Origin of the sequence: Pseudomonas sp. JV414 (assembly GCF_032424305.1) — a bacterium.
Classification (GTDB): Bacteria; Pseudomonadota; Gammaproteobacteria; order Pseudomonadales; family Pseudomonadaceae; genus Aquipseudomonas; species Aquipseudomonas lini.
This window is the reverse complement of record NZ_VYKC01000003.1, coordinates 481892-503820: the sequence shown is the minus strand read 5'-3', so window position 1 is coordinate 503820 and position 21929 is coordinate 481892. Positions and strand designations below refer to the sequence as shown.

Annotated in this window: 14 protein-coding genes; 6 read left to right on the top strand and 8 right to left on the bottom strand. The window is 61.2% G+C overall.

From position 1 onward, the window contains the following. Window positions 1-161: 161 nt before the first annotated feature. The 5 genes from F6R97_RS07030 to pvdM all read right to left on the bottom strand — a co-directional run bounded on the left by F6R97_RS07030 (window position 162) and on the right by pvdM (window position 8193). Window positions 162-2642, bottom strand: a complete 2481-nt coding sequence (locus tag F6R97_RS07030) for a TonB-dependent siderophore receptor (protein WP_080772107.1) — start codon at window positions 2640-2642, stop codon at window positions 162-164. Window positions 2643-2757: 115 nt separating this feature from the next. Then, a complete protein-coding gene (locus tag F6R97_RS07025) occupies window positions 2758-4407 on the bottom strand; it encodes a cyclic peptide export ABC transporter (RefSeq protein ID WP_038982323.1) in 1650 nt (549 codons plus the stop codon). Between the two features lie 201 nt (window positions 4408-4608). Then, window positions 4609-5496, bottom strand: coding sequence for a formylglycine-generating enzyme family protein (locus F6R97_RS07020; RefSeq protein ID WP_315866294.1), 888 nt, complete (start codon window positions 5494-5496; stop codon window positions 4609-4611). A gap of 43 nt (window positions 5497-5539) precedes the next feature. Further along, window positions 5540-6826, bottom strand: coding sequence for an aminotransferase class V-fold PLP-dependent enzyme (locus F6R97_RS07015; protein ID WP_048396744.1), 1287 nt, complete (start codon window positions 6824-6826; stop codon window positions 5540-5542). Then, complete coding sequence (pvdM, locus tag F6R97_RS07010) at window positions 6823-8193, bottom strand: pyoverdine-tailoring dipeptidase-like protein PvdM (protein WP_038982326.1); 1371 nt, start codon at window positions 8191-8193, stop codon at window positions 6823-6825. Before pvdM ends, F6R97_RS07015 begins: the two co-directional genes overlap by 4 nt. Before the next feature lie 308 nt (window positions 8194-8501). Here pvdM and F6R97_RS07005 point away from each other — a divergent pair, with 308 nt between their 5' ends. Further along, entirely contained in the window at window positions 8502-10127 is a 1626-nt protein-coding gene (locus tag F6R97_RS07005) for a PvdJ/PvdD/PvdP-like protein (RefSeq protein ID WP_315866293.1), read from the top strand. Window positions 10128-10266: 139 nt separating this feature from the next. Here F6R97_RS07005 and F6R97_RS07000 read toward each other — a convergent pair whose 3' ends face one another. The 3 genes from F6R97_RS07000 to F6R97_RS06990 are packed head-to-tail and all read right to left on the bottom strand — an operon-like array spanning window position 10267 to window position 14803. Then, entirely contained in the window at window positions 10267-11661 is a 1395-nt protein-coding gene (locus F6R97_RS07000) for an efflux transporter outer membrane subunit (protein ID WP_315866292.1), read from the bottom strand. Window positions 11662-11668: 7 nt separating this feature from the next. Beyond that, window positions 11669-13642, bottom strand: coding sequence for a MacB family efflux pump subunit (locus F6R97_RS06995; protein WP_048396749.1), 1974 nt, complete (start codon window positions 13640-13642; stop codon window positions 11669-11671). Then, window positions 13643-14803, bottom strand: a complete 1161-nt coding sequence (locus tag F6R97_RS06990; RefSeq protein WP_315866291.1) for an efflux RND transporter periplasmic adaptor subunit — start codon at window positions 14801-14803, stop codon at window positions 13643-13645. A 313-nt stretch (window positions 14804-15116) separates the two neighbouring features. Here F6R97_RS06990 and F6R97_RS06985 point away from each other — a divergent pair, with 313 nt between their 5' ends. From F6R97_RS06985 to F6R97_RS06965, 5 genes are all read left to right on the top strand, one after another. Then, the gene (locus F6R97_RS06985) at window positions 15117-15599 is read left to right on the top strand and encodes a sigma-70 family RNA polymerase sigma factor (RefSeq protein ID WP_038982331.1); all 483 of its coding nucleotides are present in this window, start codon (window positions 15117-15119) and stop codon (window positions 15597-15599) included. A 290-nt stretch (window positions 15600-15889) separates the two neighbouring features. Further along, the gene (locus tag F6R97_RS06980; RefSeq protein ID WP_038982332.1) at window positions 15890-17227 is read left to right on the top strand and encodes a lysine N(6)-hydroxylase/L-ornithine N(5)-oxygenase family protein; all 1338 of its coding nucleotides are present in this window, start codon (window positions 15890-15892) and stop codon (window positions 17225-17227) included. 323 nt (window positions 17228-17550) lie between these two features. Further along, window positions 17551-17922, top strand: coding sequence for a response regulator (locus F6R97_RS06975; RefSeq protein ID WP_315866290.1), 372 nt, complete (start codon window positions 17551-17553; stop codon window positions 17920-17922). Window positions 17923-18076: 154 nt separating this feature from the next. Beyond that, window positions 18077-18697, top strand: coding sequence for a response regulator transcription factor (locus tag F6R97_RS06970; RefSeq protein ID WP_048396751.1), 621 nt, complete (start codon window positions 18077-18079; stop codon window positions 18695-18697). Between the two features lie 12 nt (window positions 18698-18709). Then, window positions 18710-21928: an ATP-binding protein gene (locus tag F6R97_RS06965; RefSeq protein WP_315866289.1), complete on the top strand. Its 3219-nt coding sequence runs from the start codon at window positions 18710-18712 to the stop codon at window positions 21926-21928. The last annotated feature ends 1 nt before the right edge of the window (window position 21929 follow it).

Here is a 21929-nt window from a genome sequence, read left to right as displayed (position 1 = left end):
TCGGTGAACACACTATCTGTGTACGCCTGAGATCAAATGTGGGAGCGGGCTTGCTCGCGAAGAGGCCCGCTGGAACACCCTCGAACTTTCAGTTAAACCACCGTCCTTTTCCCGCACAAAAAAACGCCCCGCATTGCGGGGCGTTTTCATTGGCGCTGCAATCAGAAGTCAGCCTTGACCGACATCACGAAGTTGCGCGGTTCACCGTAGAAGTTACCCCAACCTTCGGAACCGATCGTGGCGTAGTAGCGCTTGTCGAACAGGTTGTTGCCGTTCAGTGCCACGGACCAAGTGTCGTCGATGCGGTAGCCGACGCGACCGTTCCAGACCGCATAGCCAGCCTGGGTGATATTTTTGCCGCTACTCGGCGAGACGCGGTAGTTGCTGCTTTGGGCATTGACGCCGGCACCGACGGTAACGCGCTCCAGCGGACCGCTGAGGGCGTAGTCGCCCCACACGCGCAGCAGGTGGCGCGGCACATACGAGTTATACGACACACCGTCCTGACTGGCGTCGGCGTCTTCCAGCACCTTGGTCTGGGTGTAGGTGTAGCCGGCCAGCAATTGCAGGCGGTCAATGACTTCACCGCTGACTTCAGCTTCGAAGCCTTGGGCGCGCACTTTGCCGGAGTTCTGCGAGCAGCTGCTGTCCGGGCAGGCCGGGTCATCCTGGGCTGCGTCTTTCTGGACGGTGCGGAACAGGTTGAAGGAGCTGTTCAGGCGACCGTCGAACCATTCACCCTTGATCCCCAATTCATAGCTCTGACCGATCAATGGCTTGAGCGTCGAACCGGTGATGGTCTTGTAGTTGCCTTGCGGGGTGAAGATATCCGCGTAGCTGGTGTAGACGGTCAGGTTGTCGTTGATGTCGAACAGCAGCGCGGCGAACGGGGTGACTTGCCCGGTTTCCTTGGCCTCGGAACTGATCGGTGTGCCTTCGCCGCGCCAGAACGAGACGGAGTCGGTTTCGGACTTGTACCAGCTGACGCGGCTGCCCAGTACGAAGGTCAGCGGGTCGGCCAGTTTCAGGCGTGCCGTGGAGTAGGCGCCGTATTGCTTGATCCGCATGTCCACCGGACCACCCCGGGTGGCGTTGGCCAGGTAGAAACTTTCATCCGGCTGGGGCAGGTGATGGTTGGGGTTCAGCACATCCTGACGATCAGGCAGGAGGGCCACGGCGTAGAAGTCATCTTTGTGGGAGCGGCTGGCGTTGGCACCGACGATCAGCTCGTGCTCTTGGCCGAATGCGTTGAACTTGCCGTCCACGTAAGCGTCGAGGCCGTAGTCGACCTGATCGTAGTCAAAGATGCTGCCGATCATCAGGGTATCGGTGCTGGTGGCGCCTACCGGTACCGAACCGCTCGGGAAGGCGTATTCCATGTCCTGGGTGTTTTTTGAGTAAACCCCCGCGACCTTCAGCGCCCAGTTGTCGTTGAACTCGTGTTTCAGGTCGCCAAAGTAAGTGGCCCGCTTGCTGCGCTGGTTGTTCCAGGCGGTGTTCAGGCACGTGGAGCGAGAGAGCTTCAGGTCGCTGCCATCGGCGTAGCGCGGCAAGCCGCCCCAGCACGGAGTGGCATCGACGTCTTCATAGGCCATGCCCAGGCCCAGGGTGGTGTAGTCGCTCAGGTCGAAGTCCAGCGCGCCGTAGTAGATCTGGTCCCTGCGTTCGCCCACGTCATAGAAATACTGACGGGTCTGCTGGGTCACCACGGCCCGGCCACGGATGGTGCCGGCGTCGTTCAGCGGGCCGCCGGTGTCGACCTGTCCACGGTAGTTGTCCCAGGTACCGGCAGACAACGACAGTTGAGTGTGCGGAGTGTCCTGGCCGCGCTTGCGCACAAAGTTCACCCCCCCTGCGGTGCCCCCGGCGCCCTTCATCATCCCGGCCGCGCCGCGCAACACTTCGACCCGATCATAGATCGCCATGTCGCTGTTGAAGGCATCGGCCTGCACGTAGCTGCTGCCGATGTCCAGCGGCACGCCGTCGTACTGGTACTGGCCGGTCATGCGGAAACCGCGGGAGTAGAAATACTTGCCGCCCATGGGCGAATCGTAAACGGTGATGCCCGGGGTCTTTTCCATGACCTGTTCGATGGTGTTCAGGTTCTGGTCATCGAGCATCTTGCGCGTGATGACGGTGATCGACTGTGGGGTTTCCCTGAGCGAATGCTCGCCCTTGCCAATGGTCACCGCCCCGGTGGTGTAAGAGTTGCTGCCTTCGGTGGTCGCACCCAATCGCTGACCGTTGATACTGGTCGGTGCCAGTTCCATCGCGCTGCCGGTGGCCGGCGCCAGCAGGGTGACCGTGTTGCCGTCGCGCTGATGGCGAATCCCGGTGCCCTTGAGCATCGCGCTGAGCGAATCATCGTCCTGATAGCGGCCGTTGAGGGCACTGGAACGCAGGCTCTGAATGCTCTCCGGGCTGTAGATGATTTGCAGACTGGTCTGTTGACCGAGGGTCTGCAGCGCCTGAGCCAATGGCTGGGCCGGGATGTTCAGGGTCCATTCCTGGGCCTGAACATACGGCGTCATGGCCAGGGTCATCGCCAGGCCGAGGCCGGTAGACGTCATGCGCGAGCGGGTCGTGCTGCTTATTAACAGGGCGCGGGTCAGAGGTCGAAGCATGAAACGAGATGCGGACATGAGGTTAAGACCTTGGCAGGTATAGTTGGTAATGGTTCTTATTCATCTCATTAAGACGAGGAGGCCGCGGCAAACCGGAAAAAAATATTTTTCCGACCGGCCACGGCCTCGTCGATTACGCGGGTTGCAGTTCGCTTTTAACCTTGCCGGCTTCCATGCGCACCAGTTGATCGGCTACGTCGAAGTAGCGGTCATCGTGGGAGATGACGATGATGGTTTTGCCCAGGCGCTTCAGGTCGGGCAGCAGTTCGGTGTAGAAAATGCGGCGGAAGGTCGGGTCCTGATCGGCCGCCCATTCGTCGAACACCAGCACCGGCCGCTCTTCGAGCCAGGCATTGACCAGCGCCAGGCGTTTGCGCTGGCCGGTGGAAAGATCGGTGGTGCTGAATGCGCCGTCGCGCACGCTGACCTTGTGCGCGATCTCCAGGCGTTCGAGGTAGCGCGTGGCATCCTGCGGCACTTGCCGGTCGCCCTGAATCAGGTCATCGAACAGGTAATAGTCGGCAAATATCGTGGTGAAATTCTGCCGGTAGTCATCGCGGTTGAGGGCGGTGATCGGCTGGTCGTTCACGCGGATCTCGCCTTCGGTGGGCGCATAAAGACCCAGCAGCAGTTTGATCAGCGTGGTTTTGCCGCAGCCGTTCTCACCGACGATGAACACAATGTCGCCTTGTTCGATGCGCAGGTTGACCGGGCCGAGGCGGAAGGGCTCGCTGCCTTCCACCGGCGGGAAAGCGTAACGCACGTTGCTCAGTTCCAGGCTGTGGACCGGGCCGGGTTTGTGGCCCTGGTCTTCCAGCAGCAGGTGCGGTTCCGGGGAGGAAAATTGTTCGCTGAGCTCGGCGATCCGGCGAAACGCAATCTGCGCCCGGCTGATGATTGGCAGGGTGCTGACCAAATGTTCCAGCGGGCCTTTCATGTACAGCAGCACCAACACAAAACCGCTCATCACGGCTTTGTCGGAACTGGGCCAGAACGATTGCAGGGCCAGCGCCAGGCCGATGACCACGAAGAACAGCATCGAGCCGAACGACTTGGCAATGACGAAGGTATTGATCGAGCGGATCTGCGTGTCACAGATTTTCTCGGCGGTTTTCTGGATGCCGGACACGAACATGCGCTGACGCCGCGGGCGGTGGATGCGCAGTTCCTTGGCCCCTTCGGCGATAGCGTTGTAGTGCTTTTGCAGTTCGTCTTCGGAGTCTCGCGCCGCGTAGAAACCGCGCATGCCCTTGGCCCGGGCGATGGCCTGGATGGTGGTGCCGATGGCGATGGCCACCAGCATCATCAGAAACATCGGCCACGACAGCATCGCCAGATAGCCGAGGCAACCGAGGGTCACGGTCAGGGAAATCGCCAATGGTGCGAAGGCGAAGGCGAAATCGCTGATGGTGTCCACGTCATGGGTCAGCACCGGGATCAACCGATGGCTGCGGTAGCGCTCGATCTGGTCGATCGGCGCCGACAGCACTTTCTCCCCCAGTTCTTTGCGCAGCCTGGCGATGATGTGCTGACCGACGTAGTTGGTGCCGATGTCGGAGAGAATCGAGGTCAGCAGCGCCAGCACACACAGCCCGGCGAAAATCATCACCACGGTGCGGGTCAGGCCGTCAGCGGAGTGCAGGGCATTGTTGATGGTCGCCAGCAACACGGTGACGCTCAGGCCACCGATCATGCCGAGCACGATGGACACAGAGACGATCAGGCGGAAGGGCTTGAGCAGGGCGAACAATTCGTTGATCGCCCCACGCGTTGGCTTGGTCATGGAGGATTCCTGCTTCGGTGCGGAGTGCGGAGGGAGTGCCGGTACTTAAGGAAAACGAATGGTTGCGGAGTTTATTTAAACGGCTAAAGACGGTAATGCCCGTAGGAGCCAGGCTTGCCGGCGAAGGCGTCCTTGAGAACGCCTTCGCCGGCAAGCCTGGCTCCTACGAAAAGCGGGGCAAGCCCCCTAGTCACAAAGGACTCAGAGCTCACGCACTACGCGAAACCCCAGCCAGTCGCCGCTGCTGGTGGGCAGGCTGCTGTTGCGATTGCCGGAGCGGGAAAACACCGGTGCTTCGCCCCAGTCGTTGCCGCGCATGACCTGGCGTTTGCAGTTCTGCTCCAGCCACGGGCTGCCATCGCTGGGCACGCCGACATAGTCTTCGCGGTAGCAGTCGGCGACCCACTCGTAAACGTTGCCGTGCATGTCGAACACGCCAAAGGCGTTGGCCGGGAAGGTGCCGGCCGGGGAGGTGAAGTTGTAGCCGTCGGCGGCACCGTAGGTGTTGGCGTTTTTCGAGATCTGGTAGTCGGCGCCTTCATCGAACGCAAACGGGAAAGACCCGGTACTGCCAGCGCGGGCGGCGTACTCACGAATCGACTCGCTGGGCATGCGATAGGCATGACCGGTTTTCTTCGACAGCCAGGCAATGTAGCCCTCGGCTTCGGCCACGTTCATGCACACGGCCGGGTGGCGCGCGGTCTGTTTGAAGCTGGGTTTGCCGGCGGTGCAGCGACGGCCCGGGCGATCATCGAAGTCGGCGGGGGTGTTGCCGGTGGCGCGCACGTAGGCGTCCCATTCGCCGGCCAGTACCTGGAAGCGACTGATGGCGAAGGGGCGGGTGAAGGTCACTTGATGCAGCGGACCTTCATCGGGCTGGTGGCCGACTTCATCCTCTGGCGTGCCCATGGTGTAGCGGCCGGCGGGCAGCACGACCATTTCCGGACAGTCCTTGCAGTCCTTGAACACCTTGCCGGGGGCAGGCGGGTTCGCGGCCTGGGCGGTGCCGGGCAGCAGGCCGCCGAGCAGTGCGGTCAGCGCCAGGGCCGATAGGGTTCGCAGGGAAGAGGGCATAGGGAGGGTTTTCATAAGTCGTCTCGGTTAAAGGAAAACTGTGCCTCGCAGCGAAGGTTCATGCGGAGCGCTTTTTGCTCAGCACGTCGATAAAACGGTCCACCTCGGCTTCGGTATTCAGCAAGCCGGGGGCGGTGCGGATCACCGGGCCGACGTCGCGGCTGACTGCATCGCTGACAATCCGGTTTTGCATCAGGCGAGCAGCCACCGCATCGCCGTCCTGACCCTTGACCCGGAAGAAGCTGAACCCCGCCGAAAATTTCGGATCGACCGGGGTGACCAGTTCGACGCCCGGTTGCTCCAGCAAGCGCTGTTTCAGGTAGCTGTTGAGCTGATGGATGCGCGCCTGGACGTCGGCCTTGCCCAGTTGCAGGTGCAATTTGAACGCTTCGTCCACGGCCCAGCGATGTTCGAAAGCGTGATAGCCGCCCGGGGACATGGTGGTGGAAAAGGTCGTGGCTTCGGAGAAGGTCGGCACGCTCGGGCTGACGTACTTCAGCTCTTCACTGCGGCTGCAAACGATGCCGGTGCCGCGGGGGCCGAACATCCATTTGTGGGTGCCGGCAATGAAGAAGTCGCAGTTCATCGCCGGGAAGCTCAGGTCTTCGACGCCGAAACCGTGCACGCCGTCGACCACGTAAACGATCCGGTCCTTGTCGTCGCGCTGACGATTATGTTCATCGACGAGTCCGCCGATGACGCTGATCGGCAGCTTCACGCCACTGCCCGAGTGCACCCAGGTCATGCCCAGCACGCGGGTTTCGGGGCGGATGTTGCGGTTGATGGTATCCAGCACCTGATCGGCCGAGATCGACTGTGGCTGCTCGAACAACTGAATTTTACGCACCCGGGTGCCATCGCGCTGGTTGCGAAAATGCAGGATGTTGTTCGTGGAGTAATGCTCGTGAACCGTGGTGAGGATTTCCTGATCGGGGCGCACCTGTACGCCGCCATAAATCATCGCCAGGCCTTCGGTGGTGCTGCCTGTGAGGGCGATCTGTGTCGGTTTGGCCTGCAAATACCGACCGGCCCAGAGCCGCACGTTTTCTTCGCGCTGGTGGGTCACACCCAAGTCCCAGTCCATGGCCAGCCCGGGATTCAGATCGAGAGCGGCGCGGTGACGGGCGATGGCCTCGCGCACGGGTTTGGGGTGGGAGGTCACCAGAAAATTAGCGAAGTGGATGTAGTTCGGGTCTTGGTCGAACAAGTGACGCAATTGCGCCCATTTGTCCCGTGGCTGGGTTTGCATCTGCGCGGCGGCGACCGGTGAGCCGAGGCTGGCACCCAACGGCAGGCCGGCGGCGAGGACCCCGGCCTGTTTCAGAAAGGTACGACGGTCACTCATGGCTTGACCGGTTCCTGGCGAGAAATCAGCGTGGGCTTCGCGGCTTTTTGCACCTGTTCCCAGACTCGCAGGAAGTTACCGCCCCAGAGCTTGGCGATGTCGGCTTCGGAATAACCGCGCTGGATCAGTTCGGCGGTGACGTTGCGGATTTCACCGACATTTTCCCAGCCCTTGATGCCGCCGCCGTCGTTGAAGTCCGAAGCGATGCCGACGTGGTCGATGCCGACCTTGCGCACGGTGTAATCGATGGCGTCGCCGAGGTCCTTGAGCGTGGCCTTGGGCTCTTCTTCGAGAATGGCGTACAGACCGCTGGCGTATTGACCGAGCTTCTGTTCGGACCAGGCGGTAATGATCGGATCGCCCGGCATCAGCGCCATCGCCAGGTTGGGCAATGGCGGCAAATCGAAACGCGTGCGCAGGGCGTTGAGTTTGTCCTGTGTGTCTTGGGTCAGCGGTTTGAGGTATTGCGAGAAACCGACCACCTGCACCACGCCGCCGCTGTTCTTGATCAGCTGCAACTCTTTGTCGCTGAGGTTGCGCGGGATGTCCACCGAAGCCCGTGGCGCCGAGTGCGAGGCCACCATTGGCGTGCGGCTCAGTTGCGCCACTTGTTCCAGGCCCTTGGTCGACATCTGCGACACATCAATGATCACGCCCAGATCGTTGAGGCGTTGCACCGCTTGTTTGCCGATGTCCGACAGCCCATCGAGGGCATCGGGGGAGTCGTTGAAAAACGGCAGCGGTCGTGACGAATCGGCCCAGCTGTTGTTGCCGATGTAGCTGAAACCGAACATGCGCATGCCGCGAGCGGCCCACAGGTCCAGTTTGCTCAGGTCATTGCCCAGCGGGTAGGCGTTGAGCATGCTGATGAAAATCGCAAACTTGCCTTCGCCGTGCAGGCGCCGGAAGTCGTCGGGGGTGTAGGCGATGCCGACCTGATTGGGAAAATCGCGCACCAGGCCGGAGATGATTTTGTAGCGCACTTCCTGCTGGTTGCGTGCTTCTTCGACGAAACCGTCGGTGGGCCTGTGCGGCGCGTTCGGGCCGTTCCACATTTCCGGCCAGCCGAAGACTGTCAGGGCCGCGCCGGACAGTCGGCCACGGTTGGCCTTGATCAGGTCGAACTGGCCGGAACCGTCCTTGTCGGCCTCGTTGCCGTGGGCGCCGAAACTCAGTGGGACGGTGATGTGGCTGTCGAAGGAAAGGATCCGCCCCTGCAGTTCGGTGGCCTGTTTCATGACCTTGACCGGGTAGCCGGGGTTGTCCTTGAACCCGTAATCCCAGACCAGCCAGCCTGCGCCGGCACTGATCGCCAAGGCCAGTGGCAGGCCGAGGTACAGCGCTTTTTTCGAACGTGTTTTTTTCATCGCCATCTCAGTCAGGTTCGCCGCCCCGGTGCAGGCGCAGGGGCCTTTGCTATCTGGGAAGAACGAGTGACCGATGCAGGAATTTAGGTGGCCGTTGAAAAAATCGCAGGCTGCGCCAACTCCTACATTTGAAATGCGATCCCTTTGTAGGAGCTGCCGAAGGCTGCGATCTTTTGATCTTGATCTTTGGTGGCCCCGAAAAGATCGCAGCCTTCGGCAGCTCCTACAGGGGGCGCATTTAAATTTGTAGAGGCAACAAACGTTCTAGCTTGGATAAAGCCTGCTTCATGGCTGACACAGGTAGGGCAATGACGATTTCTCGACGCTGGTTCATGGCGGGCCTGGCGCTCACGAGCGCTGCGGTGCCTGCCGCTTTTTATGCACATCGTGAGCTGACCCGGGAAAAGGAACCGATCACGCCGGGGGAGGCCACGGTCGACCTCGCCAGCACCGCCGGCCAGCAACTCGCCGACAGCTTGCGCGGAATCTGGGACATTCGTTTTGTCGGCAGCGAGGCCGGGCTTGATGGCTTACCGCAGGACGGGCTGGAGCTGTTTCTCGACATCGCTCATCGCGGGAGAGGGTTGCGCGGTTGCCTGGACACCGGCACTCACCTGCGCGGGGAAGGCCAGCCGTGCTATCAGGTCATCGGCGATCTGGCGCCGGCCAAGGGCGCCGAACTGTACTGGCGACTGATGCGCACCGACGCCCCGCTGGTGGCGCCGGTGTATGAGTTCAAGGCAAAACTCGACGAGGTTTGGGCCGCTTTCGGCAACGCCGGCAGCGGCACGTTCAGCGGCCAGGTGCTGAGCCTGAATCGCCCATTGGGTTTGCCCGAACTCGACAACCGCTTTATCGCCATCAAGCGTCGGTTTCCGGAAGCGCGGGAGCGAACTGCCCTCAACCCGGCGTTTCTGGCGTGGCTGGTGTCCCCCGAGCATCGGCTGTTTCATCAGCTCTGGCACGCGTCCCGGGACAAATGGCACAAGCTCTCGGAGAAAAAACGCGAGGCGTTGCGCGGTATCGGCTGGCAACCCGGCCCACGGGACAAGGAGCGTGATGCCCGCGGGCCGCGCAAGGACCGAAACGGTTCGGGCATCGATTTCTTCTTCATGCACCGGCACATGCTCGGCATCGCCCGGTCCATGCAGGATTTGCCCTCATGGCCGGCGTTCCCCTTGCCGCAGCCGGAACTCGAGCGTGATCGCCAGGGCTTCGCGCGTTATTTCGACAATCACGATGGCAATGCCTTGCCGCCGACCTGGTTGACCGAAGGCGACGACGAGTACACCAAGTGGGTCAGTGATATCAAAGCCGCAGAGACCTATCACAGCAACTTCCAGGTCTGGGAGTCGCAATACCGGGATCCGCGTTACCTGTCGAAACTGACCCTCGGCCAGTTCGGCTCGGAGGTCGAGCTGGGCTTGCACGATTGGCTGCACATGCGCTGGGCGTCGGTGGCCCGGGACCCGTCCAACGAGATACCGGTGCCGATGGCCCGGGATCAGGCCGACTTCGCGGCGCGCTGGTATGCCCCGGAAAACGATTTTCTCGGCGATCCGTTTTCGTCCCACGTCAATCCGGTGTTCTGGCGTTTTCACGGCTGGATCGACGATCGCATCGAAGACTGGTTCCGCGCCCATGAGCGTTTTCACCCGGGCGAACTGAGCCGCCTGGAGGTCAACGGTGTGCCGTGGTTTGCGCCGGGGCGTTGGGTGGAAGTCGGCGATCCATGGCTCGGGCCGGACACCCACGGTTGCAGCACGACCCCGGGCCTGCAATCGGGGCGCTCGGTGGAAATGGACCCGGAAACCATGAAGCTGGCGTTGCGCATCACCTTTGGCGATGAAGACAACATGAGTGACCTGTTGCGCAAAGTGCCGCGACGGCCGTGGTATGCGCGGCATTTGAAGGTCAAGGGGTGGTCGGTTTAATCAGGTAAACCGCGTTATCGTTCTTCGCGAGCAAGCCCGCTCCCACATTAGGTCTGCGTCGTACACAAACCTTGTGCTCGATGGAGATCAAATGTGGGAGCGGGCTTGCTCGCGAAGGCGATCTCAAACTCACACTGAGCTAGAGCACCTGCCAGCCCCCACCCAACGCCTTGTACAGCGCAATACTGGCCTGCAACCGCGACAATCTCAGCTGCACATTCATATCCTGGGCGGCATACAGCGTGCGCTGGGTTTGCAGCACCGTGAGCAGGTCTTCGGCGCCGGCCTGGTAGCGGCTCTGGGCGATGTCGAAAGCGGTCTGCGCCTGGCTCAATTCTTCCCCTTGCCACTGACGTTGTTCGTCCAGCCCACGAATGCTGTTGAGGGCTTTTTCGACATCGGCGAAGCCATTGATGATTGCCCCGCGATAGGTTTCCAGCAGTTCCTGTTGGCGCGCCGTGGCTTTGTCGCGGGCGGCGCTGAGGCGACCATTGTTGAAGACCGGCGCCACCAGCCCCGAGGACAGGTTGTAAAAAGTCGTGCGCAGCAGATCCGAAGCGAGGTCGGCGCCGGTGCCCAGGCTGGCGGTGAGCGTCAGGGTGGGCAGCATCGCCGCGCGGGCGACGGTCACATCGGCCTGGGCGGCGGCGAGCTTGGCTTCGGCGCTGGCGATGTCCGGGCGACGACTCAACAACTCACTGGGCACGCCGCTGGCAATCTCCGGCCAGTGCAATTGATCGAACGGCTGCTCCGTCAGTGTCAGCGCCTGTACCGGTTGGCCGAGCAGGGTGGCCAGGGTGATCCGCGCTTCCCGGGCCTGTTGCTGCACCAGCGGCAGTTTGCGTTGCTGTTCGGCCACCAGGCTTTTTTGCTGAGCCAGTTCCAGTGCGGTGGCGCTGCCGGCGTCGTAGCGGGTCTGCACTAATCGCAGCACGCTTTGGGCGTTGGCCAGGTTCAGCTCGGCGATCCGTTGCTGTTCACGCAACGACAAAGCCTGGGTGTAGCTGTTGGCCACGCCGCTTTGCAAGGTCAGTTCCACGGTGGCCCGGTCGAACTCGCTGGCCTGCAAGCCGAGCAGGGCACTGTCCCGGGCCGCCCGTTTGCCGCCCCAGAAATCGATTTCGTAACTGGCGCTCAGTTCCGCATCGTAATAGTTCAGCGAGCGATTATCGGGGCTGACGTCCAGTTGGCTGTAGCCCTTGCCATGCATCAAGCGTTGGCGATTGGCGTTGAGGCCAGCCTTGAGTTCGGGCAGCAGCGGCGCGCCGGCGACGGTGGCGCTGGCTTGGGCCTGCTGCACCCGAGCGACGGCGGCAGCCAGGTCATGACTGCCCACGCTGGCTTGTTCGATCAGGCGATTCAGTTGCGGGCTGCCGAACTGCATCCACCATTGCCGATTGCTGTGTGCAGCGGCTGCGGTGTTCGGCGATTGCCAGGCGGCGGGTGGTTGCAAGCCGCTGTCGGGGCGCGGCGCAGGGTTACTGCAGGCGGCCAGCAACAGGCTGGCGGCCAGAAGGGTCAGGGGCACTTTCATAGGTCGATCATTCACTGGTAAGGGCCGTGACCGGATCGAGCCGGGCAGCCTTGCGGGCAGGCATGAAACCGAAGATGACGCCGGTGACCAGGGCGCAGCCGAAGGCGCCGAGCACGGCGAACAACTGGAACGCGACCGCGACATTGCTCAGCAGCAACACGCCACCGACCAACAGCGCCAGGCCGATCCCGGCGACACCGCCGACCACCGAGAGCATCACCGCCTCGGTGAGAAACTGGCGCAGGATGTCGCGCTGACGGGCACCGGTGGCCATGCGAATACCGATTTCCCGGGTGCGTTCGCGCACGGTCATCAGCATGATGTTCATGACGCCGATGCCGCCGACCAGCAACGAAATCGCCGCAATCGAACCGAGCATCAATGACAGCGTGCCCTGGGTGCGGGCCTCGGCCTGGATCATGGCGGCGTTGTTGGTCAGTTCGAAATCGCGCTTGCCCTTGTGCTCGCGCAGCATCGTTTGTTCGATCGCTTGCTCGGCTTCCTTGACCTTGCGCGCATCCTTGGCGGCGATCACCACATACTCAGGGTTGCGACTGCCAAACAGACGCACGCTGGCGGCCGAGTAGGGCACGGCGATGCGGTTATCGCTGTCGGAGTCGCCGGAACTGGAACCTTTCTCGGCCAGCACGCCGAGCACCTGAAACGGCACGTTTTCGATCAGGATGTACTGGCCGATCGGGTCGGCCAGGTCTTTGAACAGCTTCTCCCGGACCTTGTGGCCGATCACCGCGACCGCGGCGGCACTGTCTTCATCGGCCTGGGTGAAATAGCTGCCTTGAACCACCGGCCAATTGAAAATGCTCGGGAAGTTGGTGTCGTTGCCGCCCACATAAGCGGTGTGATCGGCGTTGCCGAATCGCACGCCGGCCGTCGAGCCGTTGACCGGCATGATCCGCTGCACCTGGGGCAGGTTGGCGAGCGCGGCGACGTCGTTGAGGGTAATGATCCCGGGCGGCGTACGTGGATTGGGCGCAGCGCCGCTGAGGTAAATGATGTTGGAACCGAAGGCGCCCATCTGCGCCATCACCTGCCGCTTGCTGCCTTCGCCCACCGCCAGCATCACCACCACCGACGCGACGCCAATAACAATCCCGAGCAGCGTCAGTGCGGTACGAAAGCGGTTGATCCACATCACGCGCCAGGCCGCTTGAACCGCGTCCACCAGTTCGCCTTTCCAGGCGCCATTGGGCTCGCTGCCGGCGCTCAGGCGCTGGCGCAGGTCCACGGCTTGCAGCGCGCCGGGAGGGGCCGAGCGCGGGGCACCCGAGGGATGTGTGGCAGTGTCGCTGATGATCAGGCCGTCGCGGATTTCGATGACCCGGTTGGCACGCTTGGCCACTTCGCGGTCATGGGTGATCAGGATCACCACGTGCCCTTGACTGGCCAGTTCATCGAGCAGGGTCATGACTTCGGCGCCGCTGTGGCTGTCGAGGGCGCCGGTGGGTTCGTCGGCGAGGATGATGTGGCCGCCGTTCATCAAGGCGCGGGCGATCGATACCCGTTGCTGTTGACCGCCGGAGAGCTGATGCGGACGGTTGCCGGTGCGCGAGCCCAGGCCGAGGCGCTCGAGCAGCACCGCTGCGCGGGCATGGCGTTCGTCCGCCGGAGTGCCGGCATAAATGGCTGGCATCTCGACGTTTTCCTGGGCCGATCCGGACGGGATCAGGTGGTAACCCTGAAACACGAAGCCGAAGGCCTCGCGCCGTAACCACGCCAGTTCGTCACTGCCCAGGCCCGCGACGTTTTCCCCGGCGAACAAGTAGTCGCCGCTGGTAGGGCGGTCGAGGCAGCCGAGGATGTTCATCAGCGTCGATTTGCCGGAACCGGAGGCGCCGACGATGGCGACAAATTCGCCAGCGTGGATCGACAGGTCGATGCCGCGCAGTACTTCCACCAAGGGGCTGTCACCACCGCCGTAGGCTTTGCGGATCTGTCGCAGGTCAATCAGGGGCGTTTGCATTCAGCCTCCGCTGCCGGTGAGCGGAGCGCTCAGCACGTGATCGCCTTCCGCCAACCCGTCGAGAATCTGCGTGCGCAGCCGGTCGCTGATCCCGGTGCGAACCTCGCGGCGTTGAACCTCGCCGTTGGCTGCCACCACTTGCGCCACTTGGCGATCCGCGGCGGTGCCGTTTTGCAGGGCTGCGGTAGGCACCGTCAGCACGTTCTGCGCTTGCCGGGCGACGAAAAATACCTGGGCGGTCATGTCCGTCATCAAGGCGTTGTCGGCGTTGTCGACATCCAGCAACACGGTGTAGAGCACCACTCGTTCACTGCCACTGCGACCGCTGGTGGGGCTGCCCTGCGTCTGTTCGAGCGGGCGCGGTGGCACTGGCAAAATCTGCCGCACGGTGCTGCTCCAGCGTCGGCTGCCACCGCTGAGCGTGGTGAACCAGGCGGTCATGCCGGGTTTGACCTGACCGATATCGGCCTCCGAAACTTCGGCCCATACGGTCATCGGTGACAACCGGGCAATGCGCAATATCAGCGGCGTCTGTTGTTGGGCGTTGAGCGTCTGGCCTTCCCGGGCGCCGACGGCGACCACCGTGCCGGACATCGGCGCGTAGATCCGTGTGTAACCCAGCTCCGCTTCGTCGCTGCGCAAACTGGCCTGGGCTTGACGAATCTGCGCCTGGAACCTGTCGATGCGCGCCTGGGTCGCCCGCACTTCGGCGCGGGCGGTCTGCACATCTTCTTCGCGGGTGGCGCCGCCGGCCTTGAGGTTCTGCTGACGCTGGTATTTTTGCTGCGCCAGGTCGTGCTGGGCGCGCTGCTCTTGCAACTGGGCCTTGAGGTTGTCGATGGAAAAACGTCCAGCGTCGAGTTTGGCTTTCTGGGTCGAGGGATCGATCTCCACCAGCAATTGGCCTTCCTTGACCTGATCGCCGGCCTCGACATGAATCTTCTGGATCTGCCCGGATGCCTGGGCGCCAACGTCGACGTAACGTCGCGGTTGTAGGGTGCCGAGGGCGGTCACGCTGTTTTCGATATCAGCGCGGGTCACGGCGGCGGTGGCAAGTTTCTCACGCCCCGGCGGGATCACTTGCCAGACGGCCAGGGCCACGGCGGGGATCAGGCACAGGGCGACAAACAGGGCGCGTCGGGTGGGGCGGGGACGTTTCATGCGGGGTTCCAGCCGGAGAAAATCGGCCCGTCGCTCGGCGAGCGCGGCGGTGACCGGCGCCGCTGAACGCTGTCGGTGGACCGACAGACACGGGAAGCTGTCCTGTAAACGAGAACCCCGGAGCAGAATTTAAGCCTTGATACATAGGGTTACAGGACGGCAAATGAGGTTATTTCTCAGGCAAATGGATCCAGTGCTTTAAATCTATATGAGAATTACTATAAATTACGCCCCTTGCGCGCTGCCATCATCGTGCCGCCATCTCTTTATGGCGCACTCTTTATGGCACAGATTGGCCCAAGAACCGGGAGTCATGTTGGAAAACTACTATCGCGAGCTGGTGTGTTTCCTGAACGCCAAGCTAGGCAACCGTCAGGTGGCCGAAGATGTGGTGCATGACGCTTATCTGCGGGTGCTGGAGCGTTCCAGTGACACGCCGATCGAACAACCCCGGGCGTTTCTTTATCGCACCGCGCTCAATCTGGTTATCGATGACCACCGACGCAATGCCTTGCGGCAGGTCGAATCCCTGGACGTGCTCGACAGCGAAGAGCGCTATTTCACGCCATCCCCTCACAACAGCCTCGATCACGGCCAGCGTCTGGACATGCTCCAGCGCGCCCTGGCGGAGTTGCCAAGGTTGTGTCGCGAGAGTTTTCTTTTGCGCAAGATCGATGGCTTGTCGCACCCGGAAATCGCCGAGCAGTTGGGTATTTCCCGGGCGCTGGTGGAAAAGCACATCGTCAATGCCATGAAGCATTGCCGGGTGCGAATGCGTCAGTGGGATGCTCCCTGATCGACCTAGGCACAATGCCAGCCAGTTAAGCCGCGGAACCTGTGGGAGCGGGCTTGCTCGCGAAAGCGGTGTGTCAGGCGACATCAATGTTTACTGTGCCGCCGTCTTCGCGAGCAAGCCCGCTCCCACAGGAATTTCGCTTAACTGACTGGCATTGCGCCTAAGGGGCGTTAAATTTTTTTTCATTGTCCTCGTTCCTATTCAACAGACGATCTGCTGCCGCACAAGGCCGGTCAGGTCACCCAGGCTTTATCCCCGCTGGTCCGGGGTTCATCCAGAGGACACTGGAAATGACACAGGCAATTGCATCGCCCATCGTTCACGACCTGATCGGCGTCGGTTTCGGCCCTTCGAACCTGGCTCTGGCCATCGCCCTGCAAGAGCGCGGGCCGAGCCAGGGCGAGCTGGATGTGCTGTTTCTCGACAAGCAGGCGGACTACCGCTGGCACGGCAACACCCTGGTCACCCAGAGCGAACTGCAGATTTCCTTTCTCAAGGATCTGGTGACGCTGCGTAACCCGACCAGCCCATATTCCTTCGTCAATTACCTCAAGCACCACGGTCGTCTGGTGGACTTCATCAACCTCGGCACCTTCTATCCGTGCCGCATGGAGTACAACGACTACCTGCGCTGGGTCGCCGGGCAATTTACCGAGCAGAGCCGCTACGGCGAGGAAGTGTTGGCCATCGAACCGGTGCTGCACCAGCAGCAGGTCGAGGCACTGCGGGTGATTTCGCGTGATACGCAAGGCCAGCAGCATGTGCGCACCACCCGTTCGGTAGTGGTCAGCGCCGGCGGTACACCGCGCATTCCCGAAGCGTTCAAGGCACTCAAGGATGACGGCCGGGTGTTCCACCACTCCCAGTATCTGGAGCGCATGGCCAAGCAGCCGTGCGTGAACAACCAACCGATGAGCATTGCGATCATCGGCGGCGGGCAGAGCGCGGCGGAAGCCTTCATCGACCTGAACGACAGCTTCCCGTCGGTGCAGGTGGACATGATCTTGCGTGGCTCGGCCCTGAAGCCGGCCGATGACAGCCCTTTCGTCAACGAAGTGTTCTCGCCGGAGTTCACCGACCTGGTGTTCCAACAGGCCAGCAGCGAACGCGAGCGCCTGGTCAACGAGTACCACAACACCAACTATTCAGTGGTGGACATCGACCTGATCGAGCGCATCTACGGCATCTTCTATCGCCAGAAGGTCTCGGGCATCGCACGTCATGCGTTCCGTACCCTGACCACGGTCGAGAAAGCCACCGCCACCGAACGCGGTATCGAGCTGGCGGTGCGCAACAACGCCACCGGTGAAGTCACGGTTCGCCATTACGACGCCGTGGTGCTGGCCACCGGTTACGAGCGCCAGATGCACCGCAAACTGCTGGCGCCGCTGGAACAGTACCTGGGTGATTTCGAGGTTGATCGCAACTACAAACTGATCACCGACGAGCGCTGCAAGGCCGGCATCTATATGCAGGGCTTCTGCCAGGCCAGCCACGGCTTGAGCGACACCTTGCTGTCGATCCTGCCGATCCGCGCCGATGAAATCGCCGGCTCGCTGTATGACCATGGCAAGTCGCGTGGGCATGGCCGGTCGGTGATGGATTTGTTGTTGGCGACTGCCAGCTAAATCTTCGGCGCCTGCCAGGCCGCTATCGCGGGCAAGCCCGCTCCCACAGTTTCATCTTCAGTCACCAAATCTGTGTTCACTGAAGATCTCTGTGGGAGCGGGCTTGCCCGCGATAGGCCCTCAAAAGCACCACACATCCAGAATCATGAACCCTCCTGAAGAATCCCGCGCTGCAACGGCGCGGTGAATCCCGACCCGTTCCCGGAGAACCACGTCCTGAAGGGATAAGTGACACAGTTTTTAGGAAAGTTCCTACAGAACGCTTCATGGGTCTTGCGTAGTCTTGCCGCCTCACTCATCAGGCATTGACCTGGAGGCACGCGATGACCAACAAAACCTTGCGTATCCTGATCGCCGACGAGCAGCATTTTCACCGGATGAAAACCGAACGGCTGTTCAATCAGCTCGATTACTACCGGGTGGCGCCGGTACAAAGCCTTGCGGAGATGCTGACCTTGGTCGAGTACGGCTGCGAGCCATTTGATCTGGTCGTCATCAATGCCTCACTGGCGGATGGGGCATTGGATCTGCCTGGGTTCTTCCTCGATAACTGCCAGGTTCGTCACGCCTTGATCTACGCTTCGGCGCTGCCGGATTTTGCATCAATTCAACGGCTGATGACGCTCATCGATCCGCCTTCGTGTGAAGCTGCACCCTCCTTGGATCAAGAGCGGTATTGGCAACGGATCGGTTGATTTTCGGGGTTGCCGTTCGTCGGTACTATCACTTCTGTCAGGTACATTCTTTCTGCCTTCCGTGCAAAAGTCTTAGCGCAGCCGTTGCGTCCGGTTCGTCGTTATCCGGCGTGCATTGGTGCGCAATCGTCAGATCTTTGCACAGGGAATTAACATGAAGTCAGTGCTGATTGTGGACGATCATCCGGTGGTACGCGCCGCAGTCAAAATCGTATTGGAGAAGGAGGGTTTCAAACGAATTTATGAGGCGTCCAGCGGTAGCGAGGCGTTGTCGATGCTCCGAGAGCATTCACCCACCCTGGTGGTGCTTGATCTGGTCATGCCCGAGGGCGATGGGCTGGATGTGCTGGACCGGATCAGGGCCAGTGATTGGTCATGTCTGGTACTGGTTTTCACGTCCCTGGATCCGCTGTTTTTTCAAGAGCGTTGCATGCGTGCCGGGGCTATGGCGTATGTCGCCAAGAGCAACGTCCTGAGTCAATTGCAAAAGGCCGTGCATGCGGTCATGACCGGTTACACCTATTTTGCGCGGCTGCCTTCGGGATCGCAGGACGCCCTGCAACGCAGCGAAAAACAGATGATCGACAAACTCTCCAACCGCGAACTGACCATTCTGCAATACCTGGCCCGGGGCACGAGCAACAAGGCGATTGGCGAGCTTATGCACTTGAGTCACAAGACTGTCAGCACCTACAAGACTCGCTTGATCGAAAAACTCGGGGTGAACGCAGCGGTGCACTTGCGGGATTTTGCCAAGCGCAATCATCTGATCTGAATGAGCCTGATCATGCGCATGTTGCTGTTGGCCTTGGCACTGAGCCTTTTAACGCAGTTGCCTGCGGCGATGGCCGACGAGCCACAGCGGTTGCACCTGCTGGGGCGCTCCACGGTGGATGGCTTTCAGGTCAAGCTGGATGAAAAGGACTGGCAATGGCTACGCGATAAACGGGCCCTGCGCCTGGGAGTGACGGGGGCGGATTACCCTCCGTTCGAAGTGACGCGCCACCGCGATGAACTGGAGGGCATCACGGCCGATTACGCCGCGCTGCTGGGGCAACTGCTGCACGTCAACATCGACGTGCTGCGTTATGCCACTCGTGAAGCCGCCATGGACGCTCTCAAACGCCAGGAGCTGGATCTGCTCGGGACATCGAACAACTTCGAGGCGGCCGACCCCGCGCTGACCCGGTCCCGAGCCTATGCCGAAGATCAGCCGATGCTGGTCACTCGACTGGACGAGAGAATGCCCGTCGACCTTGCCGGCAAACGTATCGCCATGGTCGATGACTATTTGCAGGCGCAGACGGTTGAAGAGTTTTATCCCGATGCAAGTTTGCAGCTCTATCCCTCGGCACTCGACGCGCTCGGAGCGGTAGCGTTCGGGCCAGACGATGTGTACCTCGGCGACTTCATCAGCGCCAATTACCTGATCAACAATAATTACCTGAATAACGTTCATCTGGCGGGGCCTTCCGGTCTGGATGCCAACCCGTTCGGCTTCGCCTTGGCGTTGGACAACCCGCGTCTCAAAGGCATCATCGACAAGGCTCTGGCGGCGATTCCCATGGATCAGCGGCTGGCCATTGAGGTGCGCTGGAGTGCCGGAAAGGCCAATACGGCGGGTCAACAACAGGTGCGTTTGAGCCCCAGTGAACAACGCTGGCTGGACCGGCATCCGACGGTCACTGTCGGCGCGATCGACAACTTTGCCCCGCTGACGTTCTACGATGCCCAAGGCCGGCTCAGCGGGTTGACGGCGCAGTTGCTGACGCTGATCAGCCAGCGCAGCGGTTTGAGCTTTCAGGTGCAACGCGGACGCTCACTGGACCGGCAAATAGAGCAGCTCCAGGATGACGAGATCGACCTGTTGCCGGTGGTCACCCCCAGTACCGAGCGTGAAGACGCGTTGCTCTTTACCCGCGCCTACCTCAGCAATCCGTTTGTGCTGGTCAGTGCAACTACCCAAGGCAGCCCCAGGACGCTGGACGATCTGGCCGGTAAACGCCTGGCGATTTATCGTGGTCATCCGTTGTTCGGATTTATGCAGACCCGGGCGCCGCAGGTGCGCCTGGTCGAAGTGCAAAGCCCGGCCGAGGGCATGGAATGGGTGATCAAGGGGCAGGCTGATGCGACGCTCAGTTCATTGATCGTCGCCCGTTACCTGATTGCTCGGCATTACCCTGATCGTCTGCGCGTCAGCAGCACCGTGGGCGATCAACCTGCCCGCATTGCCTTGGCCACCGATCGCGGCGCGCTGGAATTGCACTCGATTCTGAACAAGGCGTTGCTGAGCATTTCGCCTCAGGAAATGGACGACCTGGTGGCCCGCTGGAGCCATGATGTGGTGCTGGATGACAGCTATTGGCTACGCCATCGTCAGGGCATTCTTCAGGCCTTTGCCGCGGCTGGCGCCTTGCTGTTGCTCGCCTTGGGCTGGATCGCCTGGCAGCGCCGGCAGATCCGCCAGCGCCAGCAGTGGTTGCAGCAATTGCAGGATGCCAAGAACGAAGCAGAGGATGCCAACCGCGCCAAAACCACCTTTCTGGCGACCATGAGTCATGAGATCCGCACGCCGATGAGCGCCCTGATCGGCATGCTCGAACTGGCCCTGAAACGTGCCGACGAGGGCGTCACCGATCGGTCCGCCATTGAGGTAGCGTCCGATGCCGCACAACAATTGCTGGCGCTGATCGGTGACATTCTGGACATCGCCCGTATCGAGTCCGGCCATTTGTCCCTGACACCTGAGCGGGCCAATCTTCGGCGGCTGGTGGAATCGGTGTGTGGGGTTTTCGAAGGCCTTGCACGGCAGAATGAACTGGCGTGGCGCATCGATCTGGATGAACACAGCGACTGCGACGTGTTGATCGACCCCACCCGTTTCAAGCAGGTGCTGTCCAATCTGCTGAGCAATGCGATCAAGTTCACCCGGGAGGGCGAGGTCAGCCTGACGCTGCGGGCGACGCCCGTGACGCCGGGGCATCTGGCGGTCAGTGTGCGCATTGAAGACACTGGCATTGGCATCAGCGACGTCGACCGGCAACGGTTGTTCAGCCCGTTCGCCCAAGCCGGCAATAACCTGCAGTCAGCTCGCGGCGGCTCCGGGTTGGGCCTGGTGATCAGCCGCACCCTGTGCGAAATGATGGGCGGCCGGTTACAACTCGACAGCGTCCTCGGGCAAGGCACACAGGTCGACATCAAGCTTGAGCTGATCGCACTGCAACCGTTGCCTTCCATTGAGGCAGTGGATAGCGGGTTGCAAGTGCCGACGCGGCCACTGACGATTCTGGTGGTCGACGATCACCCGATAAATCGGCTGTTATTGTCATGGCAGCTGTGTGATCTGAAGCATCACGTTTTGCAGGCTGCGGATGGCGAACAGGGGCTTGAGTTGTGGCGCAAGCATGAGTTCGACCTGGTGGTTACCGACTGCAATATGCCGAGGCTCAGTGGTTATGAACTGGCGGGTGCAATCCGCGATGAGGAGCGCGCCCAGGGATTACCAGCGACGCTGATTCTGGGCTTTACCGCCAATGCACAGCCCGAGGAAAAAGTCCGCTGCCTGGAGGCGGGTATGGATGATTGCCTGTTCAAACCTATCCTGTTGGCGGATTTGAGCGCATGGCTGTCGTCCAGATTTGTGAGCGAATTGCCAGAGGCGCTCGAAGAGCAATCCACGCCCGAGATGGACTTGAGTGGCCTGGAGCAATACGTCGGTGTGGACCGCACGCTGCTCGATCACCTGGTGCGCGAACTGGCGGTGACTAACCGCAGTGATCGGAAAAAACTGCTCCAGGCGCACGCCAATGGCAATCGCCCAGATCTGCAAGATTTGGCGCATCGCATCAAGGGGAGTGCGCGTATGGTCCGGGCGGTGCGTTTGATCGAGCATTGCGAGCAACTGGAGCGTGTCATCGATGAGGATAACATGGTGCTGCTCGACGAAGCCGTCGATCAGCTGCAGCACGCTATGTCATCGCTGGACAGACACTTGAACCAAGGCTGAA

What these genes read in the sequence shown, in the direction of transcription:
- F6R97_RS06990 (WP_315866291.1), bottom strand. Translation starts at nt 14,803, where the DNA reads ATGAAACGTCCCCGCCCCACCCGACGCGCCCTGTTTGTCGCCCTGTGC.
- F6R97_RS06970 (WP_048396751.1), top strand. Translation starts at nt 18,077, where the DNA reads ATGAAGTCAGTGCTGATTGTGGACGATCATCCGGTGGTACGCGCCGCA.
- F6R97_RS07005 (WP_315866293.1), top strand. Translation starts at nt 8,502, where the DNA reads ATGACGATTTCTCGACGCTGGTTCATGGCGGGCCTGGCGCTCACGAGC.
- F6R97_RS07015 (WP_048396744.1), bottom strand. Translation starts at nt 6,826, where the DNA reads ATGAGTGACCGTCGTACCTTTCTGAAACAGGCCGGGGTCCTCGCCGCC.
- F6R97_RS07020 (WP_315866294.1), bottom strand. Translation starts at nt 5,496, where the DNA reads ATGAAAACCCTCCCTATGCCCTCTTCCCTGCGAACCCTATCGGCCCTG.
- F6R97_RS06975 (WP_315866290.1), top strand. Translation starts at nt 17,551, where the DNA reads ATGACCAACAAAACCTTGCGTATCCTGATCGCCGACGAGCAGCATTTT.
- F6R97_RS07030 (WP_080772107.1), bottom strand. Translation starts at nt 2,642, where the DNA reads ATGTCCGCATCTCGTTTCATGCTTCGACCTCTGACCCGCGCCCTGTTA.
- F6R97_RS07025 (WP_038982323.1), bottom strand. Translation starts at nt 4,407, where the DNA reads ATGACCAAGCCAACGCGTGGGGCGATCAACGAATTGTTCGCCCTGCTC.
- F6R97_RS06965 (WP_315866289.1), top strand. Translation starts at nt 18,710, where the DNA reads ATGCGCATGTTGCTGTTGGCCTTGGCACTGAGCCTTTTAACGCAGTTG.
- F6R97_RS06995 (WP_048396749.1), bottom strand. Translation starts at nt 13,642, where the DNA reads ATGCAAACGCCCCTGATTGACCTGCGACAGATCCGCAAAGCCTACGGC.
- F6R97_RS07000 (WP_315866292.1), bottom strand. Translation starts at nt 11,661, where the DNA reads ATGAAAGTGCCCCTGACCCTTCTGGCCGCCAGCCTGTTGCTGGCCGCC.
- F6R97_RS06980 (WP_038982332.1), top strand. Translation starts at nt 15,890, where the DNA reads ATGACACAGGCAATTGCATCGCCCATCGTTCACGACCTGATCGGCGTC.
- F6R97_RS06985 (WP_038982331.1), top strand. Translation starts at nt 15,117, where the DNA reads ATGTTGGAAAACTACTATCGCGAGCTGGTGTGTTTCCTGAACGCCAAG.
- pvdM (WP_038982326.1), bottom strand. Translation starts at nt 8,193, where the DNA reads ATGAAAAAAACACGTTCGAAAAAAGCGCTGTACCTCGGCCTGCCACTG.